Source organism: Pseudomonas sp. ICMP 10191, assembly GCF_001467335.1.
GTDB lineage: Bacteria > Pseudomonadota > Gammaproteobacteria > Pseudomonadales > Pseudomonadaceae > Aquipseudomonas > Aquipseudomonas cerasi.
In genome coordinates this window covers 38,667-56,908 of record NZ_LKGW01000090.1, presented here as the reverse complement: position 1 = coordinate 56,908, position 18,242 = coordinate 38,667, and the positions used below count along the sequence as shown (strand labels likewise).

The following is an 18,242-nucleotide window of genomic DNA, read 5'->3' as shown; positions in this document are numbered from 1 at the left end:
GTCAGCAACGATCAGAGCTTCACGCCCAGTGTTACAAACGCGCTGCGCGGTGTGCCCACTTGAAGGATCTGCAGGTTGCCCGCCGGGTCGGTGGCTGCGCTGGCGTCGGTGTTGAGGGTGGAGATGTAGCGTTTGTCGAACAGGTTGACCATGTTCAGCGACAGCGTGGTGTCCTTGAGGGCGCCGAGTTTGCCGAAGTCATAGCCGAGGTTGGCGTTTGCCAGCCAGTAGCCGCTGACACTGGAGTCATTGGTGTAGGTGTAATAGCGCTTGCTGATGTAACTGCCTTGCAAGCCGGCGTTCCAGTGTTCCCAAGTCCAGTCCAGGTTGCTCGAGTACATCAGTTTCGGTGTATCGACGACGGTCTTGCCTTTGACATGAACGGTGTTGCCGCCGCTGGCGTAGTCATCGTCGTAAGTGCTGTGGTTGTAGGACATGGAGTTGGACCAGCGCCAGTTTTCATTGGGCGTCAGGCCGAACGACAGTTCCAGTCCTCGACTGGTGACCGAACCGACGTTGGCGACGCCGTTCTGGCAGATGACGATGCCGGTGCAGTTGGTGATGGCGACCAGGCGGTTATCGAATTTGGTGTTGTAGATCGCCGCCGAGGCCGAATACAGTTTGGTGCTGCGGCGCACGCCCAATTCGACGGTTTTCGAGGTTTCCGGCTTCAGGTCCTTGAAGCCGTTCTGCGCATCGACGGCGCTCTGCGTCGTGAAGAACGGGCTGTACCCGCCACTCGGGAACGCAGCCATGTTTTCCGAGTAAGAAGTGAAGACTTCGTCGTCCTCGTCGAGTTTGTAGGTTGCGCCTATTTGCGGCAGAAACCTGTCCCGCGCTTGCAGCGAGCCACTGGCGTAACCGCCGCCTTTGCCTTCGGCTGTTGAGGTCGTCACAGTATTTTTCGCGCCGAACTCAAGTTTGAGGCGGTCATCGAGCAGGGTGTAGGTGTCGCGCAGGTAGAACTGCCGGGTCAGGTCGTTGTAACTCTGATCCAGAACGGTGGCCGCCAGGGGCAGGCCATCGGTTTTGACGATGTGGTTCTGCGGCGTCGCATTGGTGGTATCGAACAGGTAACGCGAAATGTCGTTCTTGTTGGACTGAATCCAGAACCCGCCCTGAATTTCATGCTGGCCGAGATAGTAGGTCAGCGAGCTCTGGAAGCCGGTTCGATCGATGCCGTATTTTGTGCTGCGAATCGAATTGCTCGGCACTGTCGTCGAGCCGCTGGTGTAGACGAACGGGTAATACGAGTTGCCCCGCCCCGAGTCATGGTGGTGATAGACGGTCGCGTCCAGGACCAGATCATCGGTCAGCGAGAAATTGCCGTTGAGGATGTCCAGTTCGTCGTCGCGCAGGCTGCTGGCGTTGTAGGTCGCATCGTTTGCGCTGGTTACCCCGCCGGTATAAATGCCGTTGGCCGCATTGACCGCGCGGGTCCAGTCCGGCGTGTAGTAGCTCCAGTTGTAGCCCAGACGCTGGATGATGCTCTTCGACAGGTTCGGCAGGTTGGCTTCGTCATGTGACGAGGTGCTGTGGAAGAAACTGACCCGGTTGTCGCCGAAGTTGTAGTTGACCTTGGCGTTTACTGCGTCGGACTTTTGCGGGTTGCTGTGGCCTTTCCAGGCGTCGGCATCGTACTTTTCGCCTGACACGTACGCTGAAAGTCCGTTGTATTCGCCAGTATCGACCCGCATGAAAGTGCGCGAGGTGTCGTAGCTGCCCAGGGTTTGCGACAGGCGCGCGCCGAACTCTTTATCGGGATTGGAACTGGTGAACTGGATGGTGCCGCCCAGATCGCTGTTCGATGCCGTGCCCAGTGAGCCGATGCCGGGTGCCACTTCGCTGGAGGCGATGTTTTCAGCGATGATCGCGCGGGTGATGCTCAGGCCATTGAAGTTGCCGAAGCTCATGTTGCCGAGGGTGACGCCGTCCAGCGTGTAGCCCAGGTGGTGCATATCGAAGCCGCGCAGGCTGATGCGCTGGCTGCCTTCCTCACGGCCCAGCGGGTCACCAGACTGAAAGTTGACCCCAGGCAGGCGTTGCAGAACCTTCATCGGGCTGGTGCCTGCCGAGTAAGCCTTCACATCCTTTTGCGTCACGCGCTGCACCTGGCGAGTCTCGCCCTGACCGATCACTGACACCGTGCCCAGCGTCATGGCGGCGGTGTCGTCGCTGGCGGGCGCCGTTACCGAGGTGGGCACCTCGTCATCGGCCTGAATGAACGGGCTGATCAGGCACAGTGAGTTCAATGAAACCAGCAGCGCTAGGCGCGTTACCGGGAATCGAGGGGCACGCGGTATCGATCGATTGTTCATGGAAAGATTTTCCTGGGGGCGTCAGGGCGCCGCGCTTGCGGCGGGTCATGTGGTTAACGACAGGTTTTTGTTTCAGGGGCTTTCGGTAATCACCGACAGGCGACTGATGCCGGCCTTCTGCACATCGGCCAGTACCTGCGCCACGCGGCCGTAACCCGTCGCCTGATCGGCGCGCAGGCTGACGGCGACGTCCGGGTTTTTGCTGTGCAGGGCTTGCAGCGCCTCCGGAAGTTGCTCCAGCGCTACAGCTTCGCTGTCGATGAACACGCCGCCAGTGGCGTCGACACTCAGCACCACCGGGTCGGCCTGATCCAGTGAGGTGGTGGCGACGGTCTGCGGCAGGGCCAGCGGTATGGCGTTATTGAGCAGCGGTGCGGTGACGATGAAGGTCACCAGCAGCACCAGCATCACATCCACCAACGGCGTGATGTTGATGTCGCTGATTGCATCGTCATCATTGGACGTGGAGAAGGACATGTCAGCTCACTCCTTTCAGGCTCGGGGCCGTCTTGTCGCGATGGTCGGGTTGCAGCCGGAAGGCGTTGCGTTGCGAGAGGTTGAGGAAATCCACGGCGAACTCCTCAAGGTCCGCGATCACCAGCTTCAGACGCCGCCCGAAGAAGTTGTAGGCCAGCACCGCAGGCACCGCGACGGCGATGCCGACGCCGGTCGCTACCAGCGCTTCGCCAATGGGCCCGGCGACCACCGCAATGCTCGCCGACCTGGCCTGGCTGATCGCAGTGAGTGCATGAATGATCCCGAACACCGTACCGAACAGGCCGATGAAGGGCGCGGTGCTGCCGATCGATGCCAGCAGGATCATGCCGCTCTCCAGGCGACGACGTTCCTTGTGGATCTGTTGGCGCAGGCTGCGCTCGAGCAAGTCCTGGCGGTTCCAGCTGTGGCCCAGGTCCGGCGAGTCGTGGGGCGCGGCGAGGGCCTGCGCGCCGGCATCGGTCAGGCGCGCCAGGCTGCCTTCACTGTTCGGCAGGTGCAGCGCATTTTTGAGGTCGCGGGCGGCCCAGAACTGCGTGGCGTAGCGTCGGTTCTGCCGGGTCAGTCGCCAGTGCTGAAAGGTCTTGCCGAGCAGCAGCGCCCAGGTCACCAGCGAGAAAATCACCAGCAGGGCCATTGAGGATTGGGTAATGAGTACGGAGTAAGCAGTGTTCATGACGTGAGCCTCAGGGTGCGAGTTTGAAAGCCATGGGGACGTTGACCCAGCCTTCTACCGGGGTGTCGCCGCGTTTGGCGGGAATAAAGGTCCATTGCCGGACGGCTGCCTGCGCGGCGTCGTCCAGCGCCGGGACGCCGCTGCTTTGCAGCACCTGCACCTGGTCGGTACGTCCGTTGGGCAGCACATGCACACGCAGCATCGTCGTGCCTTCCTGATGGCGGCGGGCGGCGGCGGGCGGGTAGACCGGTGGCGGATTGTTCAGGTAACCGGCGCGGCCTATGGGCGCGGTGGTGGTCTGTGATGCCGCTGGCGCAGGTCTTGGCGCTGACGCTGCAGCAGGCGTCGGTGTGGGCGCCGCGATGGAAGGCGCCGGCGCAGCAGGTTTGGCGACAGGTTTGCTTGGTGCGGTTCTGGGCTGCGCCTTGGGCTTGGGTAGCTCGGCAGGTTTGGGCTCAGGAGGCGCTGGCGTGGGGGCTGGCTCCGGCCTGGGAGCTGGCGCAGGCGCAGGCGGCTCCGGTGCTGGCTCGGGCGGCGTCGGTTGTGCAACCGGCGGCGCAACGGGCGGCGGNGGCGGGGTCGGCTCGGGCGCTTGCGGGTGATCGGCCATCAGCCACGCTGCCAACGCGGCATGCAACCCGATCGCCAGTGCAATCGCCAATGCGGCGTGCGGCCATGTGCGTGGTGCGTTGTGGCTGTGCTGCTGGACGACAAGCGACGAAGGGGCAACGTTGCAGTTACCCACAGGCTGATGGGGCCAGTGGCGTAGCTGACGCGGCGGTAAGCGGCGGGACAGTATCAGCGTTGACATGAATTCAGCTCACCCGTGAAAGAATACAAGCCCGTCGTGTTGGCGAGAGGCTCGTTTCAACTGGAGCTGATATTAATACTCGTTGTGTGTATTAATTATGACCGCCGCCGTGTGATCGTGGTTTTCTGCTGTTGAAAGTGAACCCGGCTTGTCGCGCAATTGTTCGTAAATTTCATTAGGCAAGGCATTTGCTGCAATGCTATCTGTCCAGACTTGCCAGGTTCGTACTGACACGAAAACGTATTGCCGCGCAGGCTGGGCAACAGGGCGTCACCCTCTTGATCCGCGGTTCACACCTTGGACAGAAACGGGAGAACTCGATGAAATTGCTACGTTACGGTGAAAAAGGCTTGGAGAAACCCGGGCTGCTGGATGCCAACAACCAGATCCGCGACCTGTCTGCGCACATCAGGGATATCGCGGGCGAGGCACTGAGCCCGGCCAGTCTGGCGAGCCTGGCGGCAATCGATCCTGCCAGCCTGCCGCTGGTTTCGGGCCAACCACGTATCGGGGCGTGTGTCGGGCAGGTCGGCAAATTCATCTGCATAGGCTTGAACTACGCTGACCACGCGGCAGAGTCGCAGATGGACGTGCCGAAGGAACCGATCATCTTCAACAAGTGGACCAGTGCTATTTGCGGTCCCAACGATGATGTCCAGATCCCCCGTGGTTCGCTCAAGACCGACTGGGAGGTCGAGCTGGGCGTGATCATCGGCAAGGGCGGACGTTACATCGACGAAGCCGATGCCATGGAGCATGTAGCCGGGTATTGCGTGATCAATGATGTGTCCGAGCGCGAATGGCAGCTTGAGCGCGGCGGGACCTGGGACAAGGGCAAAGGCTTCGATACCTTCGGCCCTTTAGGTCCGTGGCTGGTGACTCGCGACGAGATTGCCGATCCTCACGCGCTCGACCTGTGGCTGGAAGTGGATGGCCATCGTTATCAGAATGGCAATACGCGCACGTTGATTTTCAGTGTGCCGCAACTGATCGCCTACCTGAGCCGTTGCATGAGCCTGCAACCAGGCGATGTCATCTCGACGGGGACACCGCCGGGTGTGGGACTGGGCGTGAAGCCACAACCTGTCTTCCTGCGTGCAGGGCAACGCATGCGTCTGGGGATCACGGGGCTGGGCGAGCAGAGTCAGTTGACCGTTCCGGCCGACTGACCCGCTGCCAGCAGGGAGCTGGCAATCGGCTCCCTGTCATGCAAACTGTCAGCCCTGCACAAACGCCAGCAGGTCTTTGTTAAGCGTCTCTGCATGGGTCACTGCAAACCCGTGCGGTGCTCCTGAATACACCTTAAGTTCGGCACCCTTGATCATCGCAGCAGCCCGTTTGCCCGAGGCTTCGAACGGCACCACCTGATCATCGTCACCATGAATCACCAGGGTCGGCACATCGATTTTTGCCATGTCCGGGCGGAAGTCGGTTGCGGAGAACGCTGTCACGCAATCCAGCGTGCCCTTGAGGGAGGCGAGCAGGGCGATGTTCAGCGTTTGCGTCTGTACGCCTTCGGAGACTTTCTGGCCGTGGTTTATGCCATAGAACGTGCTGGCGAAGTCGCTGATGAACTGGGCGCGGTCCTTGAGCAGGCCTGCCATGATGCTATCGAATATGGACTGGTCGACGCCTTCCGGGTTGTCAGCGGTCTTGAGGAAGAACGGTGTGACCGAGCCCAGCAACGCCAGTTTGGCCACCCGCTTGCTGCCATGTTTGGCGATATAGCGGGTGACGTCACCGCCGCCCATGGAGAAACCCACCAGTGTCACCTCGCGCAGATCGAGGTGTTCGATCAGATCGGCGATGTCGTCAGCGAAGGTGTCATAGTCATAGCCGGTCCACGGCTGACCGGAACGACCGAACCCGCGGCGGTCGAAGGCGATGGTGCGATAGCCCCGGCTGCTCAGGTATTCCATCTGGTATTCCCACATGTCCGCATCCAGCGGCCAGCCGTGGCTGAACAGGACCGGTTTGCCCGTGCCCCAATCCTTGTAATAGATCTCGGTGCCATCTTTGGTGTTGAACGTGCTCATGCAGATTCCTCTCGATGTCAGGTTCTCGATGTCGGGGTTATCGGGCGAGCGCTTTGGTGCGCAGGCGGGTGCACGCCTTCGGCAGCTCCCGATAATTCCGGCAGTGAGGGTTTTGCATAGTTCAGTCGAGAAGACTGAGCGTACTGCCCAACCGCGGTTTTCTGAAACATTGCCTCATCGTATTTCCTGCCGAAACCGAACTTGCCGCGCATACGGGAATCAGTTCATTGGGGTCGAGGCTTGCCTTGCCCTGTCCATGGTTTGACTTGCCCATTGAAGGAGAAAACTGCGTGGCGTCTCAGCTGAAAATCTTGATCCTTTCGGGTCTGCTGTTATTCGCAGGCAGTTTCAATCTCCAGGCGGCCGATGTACCTGCATTACCGATGGGCGCGGCGGTGCCGGCAGATGACAAGGCTGCTGAAAAGGCTGACCCCAAAGCCGACCCCAAGGCTGCTGACAAACCCGCCCCGAAAGCGGATGACAAGGCGGCGGACAAGGACAAGGCCGATGCGAAACCGGCTGATGGTGCAGAGCCTGCGGCCGAGGCTCCCGAGTTGCTGGTGCAGGGCGGGTTACTCGGCGCCATCAGTACCAGCATCGATGACGTCCAGGAAAAGCTCAACCTGGATGACAATCTGTTCGACGCTTGGCAACTGCGTGCCGATCGTGCCGCCGACGAGCTGGAAAAGCTGGTCAACAAACGCACTACTCGTTCCCCATGGAGCGTCGCCGGGGACTTCCTCGCCCTGTCTTTTGTATGGATCGCATCGTTTGCGGTTCTGACCACGCTGGGTCGTTTTCTCGCCGTACGCTTGTGCCGCACACCGTTCATGCGGGTGCGCGCACGCAGTCAGGCGCTGCTCAAGTACGTGTTGCCATTTACCCTGCCAGCCATCGTCTGCCTGCCGTTGACCCTTTACGTCAGCCATTTCATGCCGTCTTCGGTAGGCCGTGCGCTGGCACTGTGTTTCGCGTATGCAACCAGCAGCGGCATCGTCTCGACTTCGGTGCTGCTCTGCGTGATCGTGATGTTCAATTTCGGCCACAAGCGTGCCGCCGTGCGCATGATTCGCCGCTACGCGCCTAGGCCATTGTTCGTGGTCGGCTTCCTCGCGGCGCTGAGTGACGCGTTGACCAGTCCGCAGATCGCCCGCCAGTTGGGCAGTAACGTCACCACCAGTGTTGCGGTGTTTACCGGGCTGTTCGCCTCGGTGGTGTTCTGCATGCTGATCATCAAGGTGCGTCGCCCGGTGGCCCACCTGATCCGTAACCGCTCATTGAGCAGTCGCCTGCAACGGCCCGCGCTGCAACAGTCGTTGAAGATATTCTCCAAGCTGTGGCACCTGCCGATCCTGCTGATGATTCTGGTCTCGGCGATCAACCTCATCGGTGCCGGTGAGGACAGTCAGCAAGCGCTGCGTTGTGCGTTGTTCACTACCATTCTGCTGATTGCCACGGTGTTCCTCAGCACCGTGTTCCAGCACCTGTTCAAACCGACCGAGACCCTGGGTCGCGGCGGGCATGTGTACAAGGCGCGTCTGTTGAGCCTGGTGTATGCGGTGCTGCGTATCGCGCTGGCCATCGGGTTCATCGAGATCCTGGGCCGTATCTGGGGCTTCTCGATGTTCGAGTTTGCCCAGCGCAACACCCTTGGCCGGGTGATCAGTGATTCACTGAGCAGCATCGGTCTGATCTTCGTCGTCACTTGGCTATTGTGGGTGGTGCTCGACACCGCCATTCAGGAAGCCCTGAAACCGCCGGTCAATCATCGCAGCGGTCGCCAGCCAAGCACTCGGGTCAAAACCATTCTGCCGCTGCTGCGTAATGCGGTAAAAATCATTCTGGTAGTGATCTGTGCGATCACCACCATGGCCAACTTGGGCATCAACGTGGCACCACTGCTGGCGGGTGCCGGGGTCGTCGGTCTGGCCATCGGTTTCGGTTCGCAGCAACTGGTGCAGGACGTGATCACCGGCCTGTTCATCATCATCGAGGACACCTTTTCGGTGGGCGACTGGGTGGTGCTGAGTACCGGCCATTCCGGGTCGGTGGAAAGCCTGACCATTCGCACCGTGCGCCTGCGTGACGGCAAGGGGTTCGTGCACTCGGTGCCGTTCGGGCAGATCAAGGCCGTTACCAACCAGTCGCGGCAATTCGCTTATGCGTTCTTCTCGGTGCAGTTCACCTATGACTCGGACATCGATGACGCACTGGCGCTGATCCGCGAGACCGGCCAGTCGATCAGCGAAGACATCCTGCTCAAGCACAACCTGCAGGGACCGCTGGAGGTCTTCGGCGTCGACCGCATGGACCTCAATGGCGTGGTGCTGACCGCGCAATTTCGTACCTCTTCGGGCGGTCAGTACGCGGTGGGACGTGCGTTCAACGAGCGTCTCAAGCGGCTTGTGGACAAGAATCCGAGCGTACGCTTTGCGCAGACTTATCCACAGATGGTCATGGGGCCGGGCTTCAATAATCCGCAGGCTGGTGTCGAAGCCGAAGGGCCACCCGCGCCCTCGGACCCTGCCATGGCGACACCTTCTGCGCCTGCGCCCGCGCCGCTCAGTCTGTCCAAGGGCAACAGCACGCCGGGGCCGGCAGCTCAGTAACTCAACCGACATGCGCGGACGCTGCAACGCTTTGTCGCGGCGTCATTAACCCGCCAGGCTGCGCAACTGTTGGGGGTTGGCAGGCAACGTGTTATGTTTGCAGGCGTTTTTCAATTGTTCGTTTGATTATCTGATACCGAGCCTGCTGACTCTATGCGAATGCGCCTTATGCTGTTGGGCGGCGGGAATGCCCTCGGGCAGGCGCTGATTCGTCTGGGTGCCGAGGAAGACATTGGTTTCCTCGCACCACGTCCACCGCAAGACGGCTGGGACGTGGCGAGCCTTACGCAACTGCTTGATGACACCCGTCCCGATGCCCTGATCAACCTTGCTTACTACTTCGACTGGTTTCAGGCGGAGACCGTCAGTGAAGCGCGCCTGACTCATCAGGAGCGCTCTGTCGAGCGTCTTGCCGAACTCTGTCAGCACCACAACATCACGCTGGTTCAGCCGTCCAGCTATCGTGTGTTCGATGGTTCCCGCGCGACGGCCTACAGCGAAAAAGACGAGCCTGTACCTCTGGGCCTGCGCGGTCAGGCCCTGTGGCGTATCGAGCAAAGTGTTCGTGCGACCTGCCCGCAACATGTGCTGGTGCGTTTCGGCTGGCTGCTGGATGACAGCACCGATGGGGTGCTGGGCCGCTTTCTCTCGCGTGCGAAAGAACCCGGAGAGCTGCTGCTCGCCGACGATCGTCGCGGCAACCCGACGCCGGTCGACGATGCGGCGCGGGTGATCATTTCGGTCATCAAGCAACTCGATTGCGAAGCGCCGCTGTGGGGCACCTACCACTACGCCGGACACGAGGCGACCACGCCGCTGGCGCTGGGGCAGGCAGTGCTCACCGAAGCGCGTCTGCTGCACGCGCTGGCTATCGAATCGCCCACTGCGCAGGCCCACGCCGCGCGCCCCGATGCAGGCGAAGAACCGCAGCACGCGGTCTTGGCCTGCAAGAAAATTCTCCACACTTTCGGCATCAAGCCCCGCGCCTGGCGGGCCGGTCTGCCAAGCCTGCTGGATCGGTATTATCGACATGTCTGACGCTCCTGTTCTGATCACTGGAGGTGCGGGTTTTATTGGCTCGCACCTGACCGACGCATTGCTTGCCAGTGGGCAGGCCGTGCGTATCCTCGACAACCTCTCGGCAGGCAAGCGCAGCAATTTGCCGCTCGATAACCCGCAGGTCGAACTGATCGAAGGGGACGTGGCCGATGCCGACCTGGTCAAGCGCGCGGCGCAGGGTTGCAAGGCCGTCGTGCACCTGGCGGCAGTGGCCTCGGTGCAGGCGTCGGTAGACGACCCGGTGCGCACCCACCAGAGCAACTTCATCGGCACGTTGAATGTCTGCGAAGCCATGCGCGAAGCGGGCATCAAACGGGTGATCTTTGCTTCCAGCGCGGCGGTGTACGGCAATAACGGTGAGGGCGAAGCGATCACCGAGGACACCACCAAGGCACCGCTGACCCCTTACGCCTCGGACAAGCTGGCCAGCGAGCACTACCTGGATTTCTACCGTCGCCAGCATGGCCTGGAACCGGTGATCTTCCGCTTCTTCAACATTTTCGGGCCACGCCAGGACCCATCGTCGCCGTACTCCGGCGTGATCAGCATCTTTGCCGAGCGTATCCGCAAAGGCCTGCCGATCAGTGTGTTTGGCGATGGTGAGCAGACGCGGGATTTCTACTACGTGGGCGATCTGCTCAAGCTGCTGCTGCAGGCTCTGTCACGAGACAGCGCCATCGAAGGCGCGATCAACGTCGGTCTGAACAAGACCACGTCGCTCAATGAGTTGCTGTCGGCACTCTCGCAAGTGGTCGGCAAACAGCCGGAAGTCAGCTATCAGGCACCGCGCTCGGGCGACATCAAGCATTCCCGCGCGAGCAACCAGCGCTTGCTGGAGCACTTCACCATCGACGAGCCAACGCCACTGGTGCGTGGGCTTGAGTTGTTGATGGGATAGTGAGTCCCGCGCTAAGTGCTTGTCGTTATCCGTGCCTCAATCAGCCCTGAAGAAGGTGCTTATGCACCAGAGCATGGAAGGCTATGACGACTGCGATGGACTGAGGCTTTGGAATATGCGGCCTCGGTTACACCGATGCACCGTCTGCACGGGTTTTACTGCCTGTTTCGGCAAATGGTGTCAGCTACCAATTGCCTGCGGCCCAACGCTGGTGTGAGATCTATTGGCTGGTTGCGCAGGATTTAGCTTCCGAATATGTAGGAGCATTCTGCATTTTTTGTAATTGATGATTTTAAGGTGTTCAGCAATTTCAATGGCTTCTAGTATCCATCGTCATTCTTATGAAGGACGCATGGCATGCAAGACGAAGATGAACTAGAGGTAGAAAATCTCGGCGAGGTCAACGTGCACCAAGTGCCGGGAGAGATCGCAGTACCGGGCTTTATTGAAGCATATTTGGCTTATCTTTCTACTGAAAAGGAAACCGATAGCGCACCGGTCATTTTGACGTCACTCCTCTTGAGTCTTATTGGGTTGCTGCTGTTTGTAGTTGGGGGCGCTTTTATCATATTTGGCCCTGACACTGTTCGTATCGACTATCTGACCGGGCTAACGTTTCTTCAGTTTCTTCAACTTTACCCAGGTCCTATCGCTTCCGTAGGTGTGCTGGTGTACGGCATCAGCACCTTTCTTCGTTCCTCGGGCATAGTTGAGCCGATGATTCCGGAGCAGTTCCTGACGGCTAATTACGACCTGAAATTGCCAGAGGGAATTGACGATGATAAGCCGCTGGCGATCACCTATGTCGGTGATGGCGTATTCAGAATTGAGGATACTGTCGAGCAGGCATAATAAGCTTCGGCCCGAAAAGACGTTCAAGAGTCTGGCCATTTTACCTCCTCAAGGCAGTTTTTCGAGGTGCGAAGAGGCAACTTGAACAGGGCTTGAGTTTCTTTGATACAGCTTCACCACTTGGGGGAAGAGCGGATCGAAAGATGCTCTGCTCATCCGCGAACTGTTGAGAACCGATAAGCGTTGTGCACTGGCACGAGCGTCAGCAGCTCCCGCAAAAAACAAAGGCACCCAATAAGGGCGCCTTTGTGCTTGTGGCGCTTAAGACGTTCAGGTCAGAACTTGTAACCCACACCCACCATGTACACCCACGGGTCGATGTCCACGTCGACCTTGGTCTTGCCGACGGCCAGGGCTGACGGGCCGTCCACGGTTGCTTTGGTATCGATGTCGACGTACCAGACCGAGGCGTTGAGCAGTACGTTGTCGGTGATCATGTAATCCATGCCCAGCTGTGCGGCCAGGCCGACCGAGTCCTTGAGCTTGAGGTTGCTGAAGCCCTGATCCTTGCGGTTGCCGGTCAGGTCGGTATCGAAGAACGTGGTGTAGTTGATGCCCACGCCAGCGTACGGCTGGAATTTCGACGACGGTTCCATCGGGTAGTACTGCAACGACAGCGTCGGCGGCAGTTGTTTGATATCGGCCAGCTTGCCATCCAGGCCAGGCCCGAGGCCTTTGACCGACACAGTGTGGCTGAACGGTGTGGCGGCCAGCAGCTCGATGCCGACGTGCTGGGTCAGCATGTAGGCGAAGGTCAGGCCCAGCTGGTTTTCGCCGTCGACAGTCGCTTTGGTGCCGGAAACCTTGGTGCCGTCGAGGCGCACTTCGCCGCTGTCTTCATTGGGCTGAACGTGCGCGACACCGGCGCGAACGATGAAGTCGCCAGGCTCGTAGGCGTGTGCCGCGACCGGGGCGGTGAGGGCAAGCGCGACAAGGGACGCGCGTAGCAGATGCTTGTGCATGGAGGCTCCAGAGATCAGTCAAAATTTATGGGCGTAATGTTAAAGCGCTGTCGAGCGGCGACTTTGACTCAGCTCAATGAAATCGCTGGGAACCTCGTGATCCTTATGAATCCGGCAACTCGTAGACAAGAATCTTGTCTGCCTGCATCTGATAACCCGCTTCTGCCAGTTCGCTGGAAGACGACTTGGCCTGCATCGGTCCTTCGATCCAGTACGGCTGATACAGCTCATCGACCTTCACACCCAGCTCGCTCGTGACATGCACGATCTGGTTCGCCGGTGGCGGCGGCACATGGATGCAGGCGCCGAAATACGGCACCAGCAAAAACTCCGTCACCCGGCCTTCCTCACTGACCTCGAGCGGCACGATGTAGCCCGGTAAACGCACCAGTTTGCCGTCCAGTGCCTTGACCACCGGCGCATGCGGCGCCAGTTGGTGAGCCGCAGGCGCTGCCTCCATGGCCAGTGCATCGGACAGCTTGGACATATCGTGAAGCGGAGTCGTTACCGGCTTCACCACAGGTGCATCGGGTGGAATCATGTCATTCCAGGTCAGCTCACGCGGCTCGGCGGCCCACACTTGAGTGGTAACCGAGAACAGCAGAGTGAGTAGCATGCGCCGCATCATGAAGGTCCTCATAAACGAATCGACAGTCCATCGGCCAGTGACTGCCTGTAGGCTCGCCAGGCTGGCACGGTTCCCATCAACAGCGCGCAGCCGAGAATGGCACCGAGCAATGTCCATTCATATTGGCCAGGTGGCATAGACGACAGGTACAGACCGTAGTTGTCGAGCACGTAGTCGCGGGCCACGAAGATGCCGATATAGAGCAGCGCAAGGCCGCTGATGACACCCGCCAGCGCCAGGGCGAAGGCTTCGAGTATAAGCAGACTTGCGATATGCCAGGGACGCGCGCCGACCGAGCGCAGGATGGCCATTTCCCGGCGCCGTTCATTGAGGCTGGTAAGAATTGCGGTCAGCATGCCGATCAGCCCGGTCAGTACCACGAACAGCGAAATCACGAACAGCGCCTTTTCCGCCGTGCCCATCAGGCTCCACAGCTCCTGCAGTGCCACGCCGGGCAGAATCGCCAGCATCGGCTCACCACGGTATTCGTTGATCTCGCGTTGCAGGCTGAAGGTGGAAATCTTGCTGTTCAAGCCCAGCATGAAGGCAGTGATCGCAGTCGGCGTCAGGTCCATATTGCGCGCCTGATCGGCTGAGATGCGCTCGTTGCCGCGTGCCGGGGCGCCGTTGTGCCAGTCGATATGAATGGCCTCCATGCCGCCCAGACTAATATGCAGCGTGCGGTCCACCGGCGTACCGGTCGGCTTGAGGATGCCGACCACGGTGAACGGTTTGTCGTCATGCTTGACCAGACTGATCGCGGCGACACCGTGCGCCAGGACCAGCTTGTCGCCCAGCTTGTAATGCAGCGCCTTGGCGACCTCCGAACCCAGCACCACTTCAAAGGGATCGGTCTTGAACTCGCGTCCTTCGGCCATCTCCAGGTGCTGTTGGCGACCGAACTGATAATGCTCGAAATACGCTTCACTGGTGCCCATCACCCGGTAGCCACGATGGGAGTCGCCCAGCGAAACCGGGATCGCCCACTTGACCTGCTTGCTGTTGGCGAAGTGCTCGAAGCTGTCCCAGCGAATGTTGTTGGTGGCATTACCGATGCGGAACACCGAGTACAGCAACAGGTTGATCGAGCCGGAGCGCGCACCGACGATCAGGTCGGTGCCGCTGATGGTGCTGGCGAAGCTGGAGCGCGCTTCGGTGCGTACCCGCTCGACGGCCAGTAACAGGCAAACCGACAGGGCAATGGCGAAGGCAGTGAGGAACGCGGTGAAACGGCGATTGGCCAGGCTGGCCATGGCCAGACGAAACAGATACATCTCAAATCTCCACGGCGACGGCGGCGCGATTCAGGTCGCTCAGCGACAGATTGCGATCAAACAGCGGTGCCAGGCTCTGGTCATGACTGACGAACAGCAGGCTGGCCCCGGCCTCGCGGCACTCGGCGAACAACAGGCGAATGAACGCCTCGCGCGAGTCTGCGTCCAGCGCAGACGTAGGTTCGTCGGCAATCACCAGCTCCGGTTGACCGATCAGCGCTCGGGCGGCAGCAACACGCTGCTGTTGGCCGATGGACAGCGAGTCGGCGCGGCGTGCCAGCATCGCAGGGTCTTTCAGGCCCAGGTGGGCGAGCAGGGTGGTGGTGGCTTTCTCGACGCTGCCGTGGCGTTGTCTGGCACGTTCGGCACGCACGCTGGAAAAGTGGCAGGGCAGTTCGATGTTTTCCCGCACCGATAAAAACGGCAGCAGATTGAACTGCTGGAAGATGTAGCCAGTGTGATCGACGCGAAAGCGATCACGCGCGGCCGAAGAGAGGGCCGACAGTTCCTGGTTCAACAGGCGAATGCTGCCGCTGACCGGTTTTTGCACACCGCCCAGCAGGCCCAACAATGTGGTTTTGCCGCTACCGCTGGGGCCTTTGAGGAACAGGGTTTCGCCGCTTTGCAGACGGAATTCGGGGATGTCCAGCAGTTGCGGATGGCCGGGCCAGTTGAAGCGCAGGTCCGACAGTTCGATCAGTGCTTGGGTCATGGGCTGACTCACGCTCGGTTGGAAATTAAAAGACCGGGCCAGGCCCGGTCGTTGTACCGCAGGGTGCGATCAGAATTTCAGCGTCGGGTTGGCTGCGATCACTTCTGCGCCTGACTGGCCACCTGGCGAAATCAGTTGTACCTGAAGCTTCTTGGTGTCGGGAAAGGTTATGAAGATTTGCGACAGGTCGAGCTTCTTCAGAATGGCCGGTGCGTCACAGACGAACTTGTAGTGACCGTGAATTTCGCTGTGCTCATGATGATCGGCTTCGCCGTCCTTGGCGTGTTCATCGTGATCGTCATCCTTGTCGCCAAACAGCGGGCTTTCCAGCTTCACCGAAGTGGCCGAGCAATTGGCGGCATCGGCAATGCTGAACAAGGCGTTGGGCTTGAGCAGCAACTCGCGGGCCTTGGCGACTTTGGCCTTGTCTTCATCCGAGGTCGCAACGTGCTCGAAACCGACGATGTTCATGGCCGGGCTGTCAAATTCGAACTCCAGCGTCTTGCCTTCCAGCACCACATCCAGGCGTCCTACGCCGTGCTCGTGCGCACCCAGGCTGCCATGTTCATCGCCATGATCGTGGTCGTGTTCTTCGGCAGCGTGCGCAGCAACGAGTGGTAACAGGGCGAAAGGCAGGGCGAGTAGCAGACGGCGCATAGCGGGCTCCAGAACAATAATCGGAAAAACTGTTATGTGATCTTATAACAAGTGGCGACCTGCGTGGACGTGTTTTTATCCAGGCGCCGGAAGACCGGGCTTCAGCAAAGCGCTATTGACGGTCTTACCGGGAATACCCGGTCAGGGGCTTATGCCTAAGTAGTCTCACACTTAGCGTCACCAAGTCCTACTCTGGAAGATGAAAATCGCTACACCTGCGCCGGATGCGCAGGAAGGTTTTCATCCCAGCCAGGGCCTGCGCTCGACCTGGGCCGAGTGCGACATCAGGGAAGATACTCATGAACAAGCTCCATTCGAACAGGGAAGTCCTGCGTGCTGTGTACAAGGATATGGAACGTATCACCGAATTCGCCGACGCTGACATCGTGCTGCACAAGGCGGATCAAGGCGCTGGCGGTGGGTTGTCCATAGCCATCGGCCGGGAGGCAGTACTTTCCCACCAGATCAATCTGATCAGGCGGACGCATCAGACCCTGTACATGGATGTCCACGACATCGTCGCCAACGATCACTTCGGCTCGGTGCTGGGCGAGATGCGCGCCAGCTGCGGGGGAAGGAAAATCATCATGCCGTTTTGCGGCCTGTGGCGGTTTCGCGATGGCCGAATTATCGAGTACTGGGAAAACGTCTACGACGTGCGGGCGCTTGGCAATTTCATGAACGGCAAGGAACCGGTCCTCAACCCGTGGCGTTACGGTTGATCATGGGAATGCGCGCCAGCCTGTGGGAGCATGTACGCCTGACTGTCAACAGGTGCACATCATGTTGCGTATTCGTGGAACCGTAGGCCAATGGCCGGTGGATTTGACCCTTGAACTGGACGAAGGGGACTGGGCGCAACTGGGCGCGCAGCTCAAGGCAGCCGCCCCGGAGGTACCCGCCGCCGTGGCCGAGAACAAGCCGCTCAATCAGGACGACAGGCTCTGGCAAGTCGCTCAGGAATTGCTGTACAAGGCCGGGCAGATGAGTGGGCCGGATCTGTTGGGGCAACTGGAAGGGTTGGCGGGCAGCACCGCAGCGGGCAAGCATCTACTGGTGCGCTTGCGCCACTCGGCGAACGTGAAAGTCGAGAGCGGCGGAGATGCGCCGCTGTACAGTTGGGTCGAAGCGACATGACCTGACTGTGCTCGGCAACAACAGGCACCCGAGCGGTGCCTGTTGCTTTGTACATTAGTACAGCGCGGCAAACAGCTTGCGACGGTACGCCGTGACCAGCGGATGGTCGTTGCCCAGCAGGTCGAATACTTGCAGCAGCGTCTTGTGCGGCAGGCCCTCGGCGTAATTGCGATTGCGGATGAACAGCTTGAGCAGGCCCTCGAGCGCAGCTTCGTACTGTTGACGCGACAACTGCTGAATCGCCAGTTGCAGTGCCGCTTCATCGTCTTGAGGGTTTTGTGCAAGACGGCTTTTCAGTTCGGCGGCGTCCGGCAGGGTCGCGGCTTGCGCGAGGAACGTCAGCTGGGCCTTGGCACCTGCCAGTTCTGCCTTGTGTGCATCACCGGTGACCGCATCCAGCACGGCCTTGGCTTCGCTCAGTTCGCCCCGTTCGGCCAGGCAGCGCGCATACAGAATCAGCGCGGCGCCATTGGTGTTGTCTTCGCCCAACAGCACCTTGAGCTGTGCTTCGGCTTCGGCGAAACGACTTTCCGCAAACAGCGTCTGTGCCTGCTTGAGCGGGTCGGCGGCTGGCGGTGGCGGCATGACTACGTGTTGTTCGAGGATCTTGCGGATTTCCGACTCGGGCTGTGCACCGGCAAAGCCATCCACCGGCTGGCCGTCCTTGAACAGCACCACGGTAGGCAGGCTGCGAATGCCGAAGCGCGCCACGATGTCCTGCTCGATGTCGCAATTGACCTTGGCCAGCAGCAACTCGCCCTGATAACTCTCGGTGATTTGTTGCAGCAGGGGCATCAAGACCTTGCAGGGCGCACACCACTCGGCCCAGAAATCGACGAGCACGGGCTGGTCGAAGGACTTGTCGATCACCAGTTGATCGAAGTTCGCGGCGGTTGCGTCGAAAATGTAAGCAGTTTCCTGGCTCATTGCACGTCTCGAAGAATCTGAATGCTGCCAACTATAAAGCCCGCAGGACAATGCTGAAAGCGGCGTCGTCTATTGGACATGATCGTTCCCGCACTCATTGCTCCTGATGCTGGCCGAAGGCCGCGGGAGCGAGCCGGGCGACGCCTCGCTTGTTCGTGAAAGGGGTGGAGAGCTCCAAGGGATTTATCGTT

At 59.9% G+C, this 18,242-nt stretch carries 18 protein-coding genes; 7 read left to right on the top strand and 11 right to left on the bottom strand.

The genetic code is table 11. The features are described from left to right. Positions 1-11: 11 nt before the first annotated feature. The 4 genes from AO388_RS08080 to AO388_RS27270 form a co-directional block, all read right to left on the bottom strand. Complete coding sequence (locus AO388_RS08080) at positions 12-2,318, bottom strand: TonB-dependent receptor (protein ID WP_054081926.1); 2,307 nt, start codon at positions 2,316-2,318, stop codon at positions 12-14. 72 nt (positions 2,319-2,390) lie between these two features. Continuing rightward, positions 2,391-2,795, bottom strand: coding sequence for an ExbD/TolR family protein (locus AO388_RS08075; protein WP_058416278.1), 405 nt, complete (start codon positions 2,793-2,795; stop codon positions 2,391-2,393). A gap of 1 nt (position 2,796) precedes the next feature. Next, a complete protein-coding gene (locus tag AO388_RS08070) occupies positions 2,797-3,489 on the bottom strand; it encodes a MotA/TolQ/ExbB proton channel family protein (protein WP_003431782.1) in 693 nt (230 codons plus the stop codon). A gap of 10 nt (positions 3,490-3,499) precedes the next feature. Beyond that, the gene (locus AO388_RS27270; protein WP_083515781.1) at positions 3,500-4,300 is read right to left on the bottom strand and encodes an energy transducer TonB; all 801 of its coding nucleotides are present in this window, start codon (positions 4,298-4,300) and stop codon (positions 3,500-3,502) included. A gap of 320 nt (positions 4,301-4,620) precedes the next feature. Between AO388_RS27270 and AO388_RS08055 the strand changes: the two genes are divergently transcribed. Next, positions 4,621-5,469: an ureidoglycolate lyase gene (locus AO388_RS08055; protein WP_003368960.1), complete on the top strand. Its 849-nt coding sequence runs from the start codon at positions 4,621-4,623 to the stop codon at positions 5,467-5,469. A gap of 48 nt (positions 5,470-5,517) precedes the next feature. Here AO388_RS08055 and AO388_RS08050 read toward each other — a convergent pair whose 3' ends face one another. After that, positions 5,518-6,336, bottom strand: coding sequence for an alpha/beta fold hydrolase (locus tag AO388_RS08050; RefSeq protein WP_058416277.1), 819 nt, complete (start codon positions 6,334-6,336; stop codon positions 5,518-5,520). A 290-nt stretch (positions 6,337-6,626) separates the two neighbouring features. On the opposite strand from AO388_RS08050, the gene AO388_RS08045 reads away from it, so the two are divergent. The 4 genes from AO388_RS08045 (at position 6,627) to AO388_RS08030 (ending at position 11,754) form a co-directional block, all read left to right on the top strand. After that, positions 6,627-8,945: a mechanosensitive ion channel family protein gene (locus AO388_RS08045; RefSeq protein WP_003431779.1), complete on the top strand. Its 2,319-nt coding sequence runs from the start codon at positions 6,627-6,629 to the stop codon at positions 8,943-8,945. A 153-nt stretch (positions 8,946-9,098) separates the two neighbouring features. Continuing rightward, the gene (locus tag AO388_RS08040; RefSeq protein WP_003431778.1) at positions 9,099-9,983 is read left to right on the top strand and encodes a sugar nucleotide-binding protein; all 885 of its coding nucleotides are present in this window, start codon (positions 9,099-9,101) and stop codon (positions 9,981-9,983) included. Beyond that, positions 9,976-10,902, top strand: a complete 927-nt coding sequence (locus tag AO388_RS08035; RefSeq protein WP_058416276.1) for an NAD-dependent epimerase/dehydratase family protein — start codon at positions 9,976-9,978, stop codon at positions 10,900-10,902. Before AO388_RS08040 ends, AO388_RS08035 begins: the two co-directional genes overlap by 8 nt. Before the next feature lie 357 nt (positions 10,903-11,259). Further along, the gene (locus AO388_RS08030; protein ID WP_003368952.1) at positions 11,260-11,754 is read left to right on the top strand and encodes a hypothetical protein; all 495 of its coding nucleotides are present in this window, start codon (positions 11,260-11,262) and stop codon (positions 11,752-11,754) included. Positions 11,755-12,029: 275 nt separating this feature from the next. Here AO388_RS08030 and AO388_RS08025 read toward each other — a convergent pair whose 3' ends face one another. The 5 genes from AO388_RS08025 to AO388_RS08005 form a co-directional block, all read right to left on the bottom strand. Beyond that, entirely contained in the window at positions 12,030-12,716 is a 687-nt protein-coding gene (locus tag AO388_RS08025; protein ID WP_003368950.1) for an OmpW/AlkL family protein, read from the bottom strand. A 103-nt stretch (positions 12,717-12,819) separates the two neighbouring features. Next, entirely contained in the window at positions 12,820-13,344 is a 525-nt protein-coding gene (locus tag AO388_RS08020; RefSeq protein WP_003431776.1) for a DUF3299 domain-containing protein, read from the bottom strand. Positions 13,345-13,352: 8 nt separating this feature from the next. Then, positions 13,353-14,618 carry an ABC transporter permease gene (locus AO388_RS08015; RefSeq protein WP_003368946.1) on the bottom strand — a complete coding sequence of 422 codons (1,266 nt, stop codon included), beginning with the start codon at positions 14,616-14,618 and terminating at the stop codon, positions 13,353-13,355. A 1-nt stretch (position 14,619) separates the two neighbouring features. Next, complete coding sequence (locus AO388_RS08010) at positions 14,620-15,330, bottom strand: ABC transporter ATP-binding protein (protein WP_003368944.1); 711 nt, start codon at positions 15,328-15,330, stop codon at positions 14,620-14,622. Between the two features lie 69 nt (positions 15,331-15,399). Beyond that, positions 15,400-15,987 (bottom strand): DUF2796 domain-containing protein, encoded by a 588-nt coding sequence (locus AO388_RS08005; protein ID WP_003368941.1) that lies wholly within the window; start codon positions 15,985-15,987, stop codon positions 15,400-15,402. Between the two features lie 299 nt (positions 15,988-16,286). On the opposite strand from AO388_RS08005, the gene AO388_RS08000 reads away from it, so the two are divergent. After that, positions 16,287-16,709 carry a nuclear transport factor 2 family protein gene (locus AO388_RS08000; protein ID WP_003431775.1) on the top strand — a complete coding sequence of 141 codons (423 nt, stop codon included), beginning with the start codon at positions 16,287-16,289 and terminating at the stop codon, positions 16,707-16,709. A 61-nt stretch (positions 16,710-16,770) separates the two neighbouring features. Continuing rightward, on the top strand, positions 16,771-17,124 hold the full coding sequence (locus tag AO388_RS07995; RefSeq protein ID WP_054081931.1) for a hypothetical protein: 354 nt from the start codon (positions 16,771-16,773) through the stop codon (positions 17,122-17,124). Positions 17,125-17,178: 54 nt separating this feature from the next. Here the strand turns inward: AO388_RS07995 and trxA are convergent, their stop codons facing one another. Further along, complete coding sequence (trxA, locus tag AO388_RS07990; RefSeq protein WP_003431771.1) at positions 17,179-18,051, bottom strand: thioredoxin; 873 nt, start codon at positions 18,049-18,051, stop codon at positions 17,179-17,181. Between the last annotated feature and the right edge of the window lie 191 nt (positions 18,052-18,242).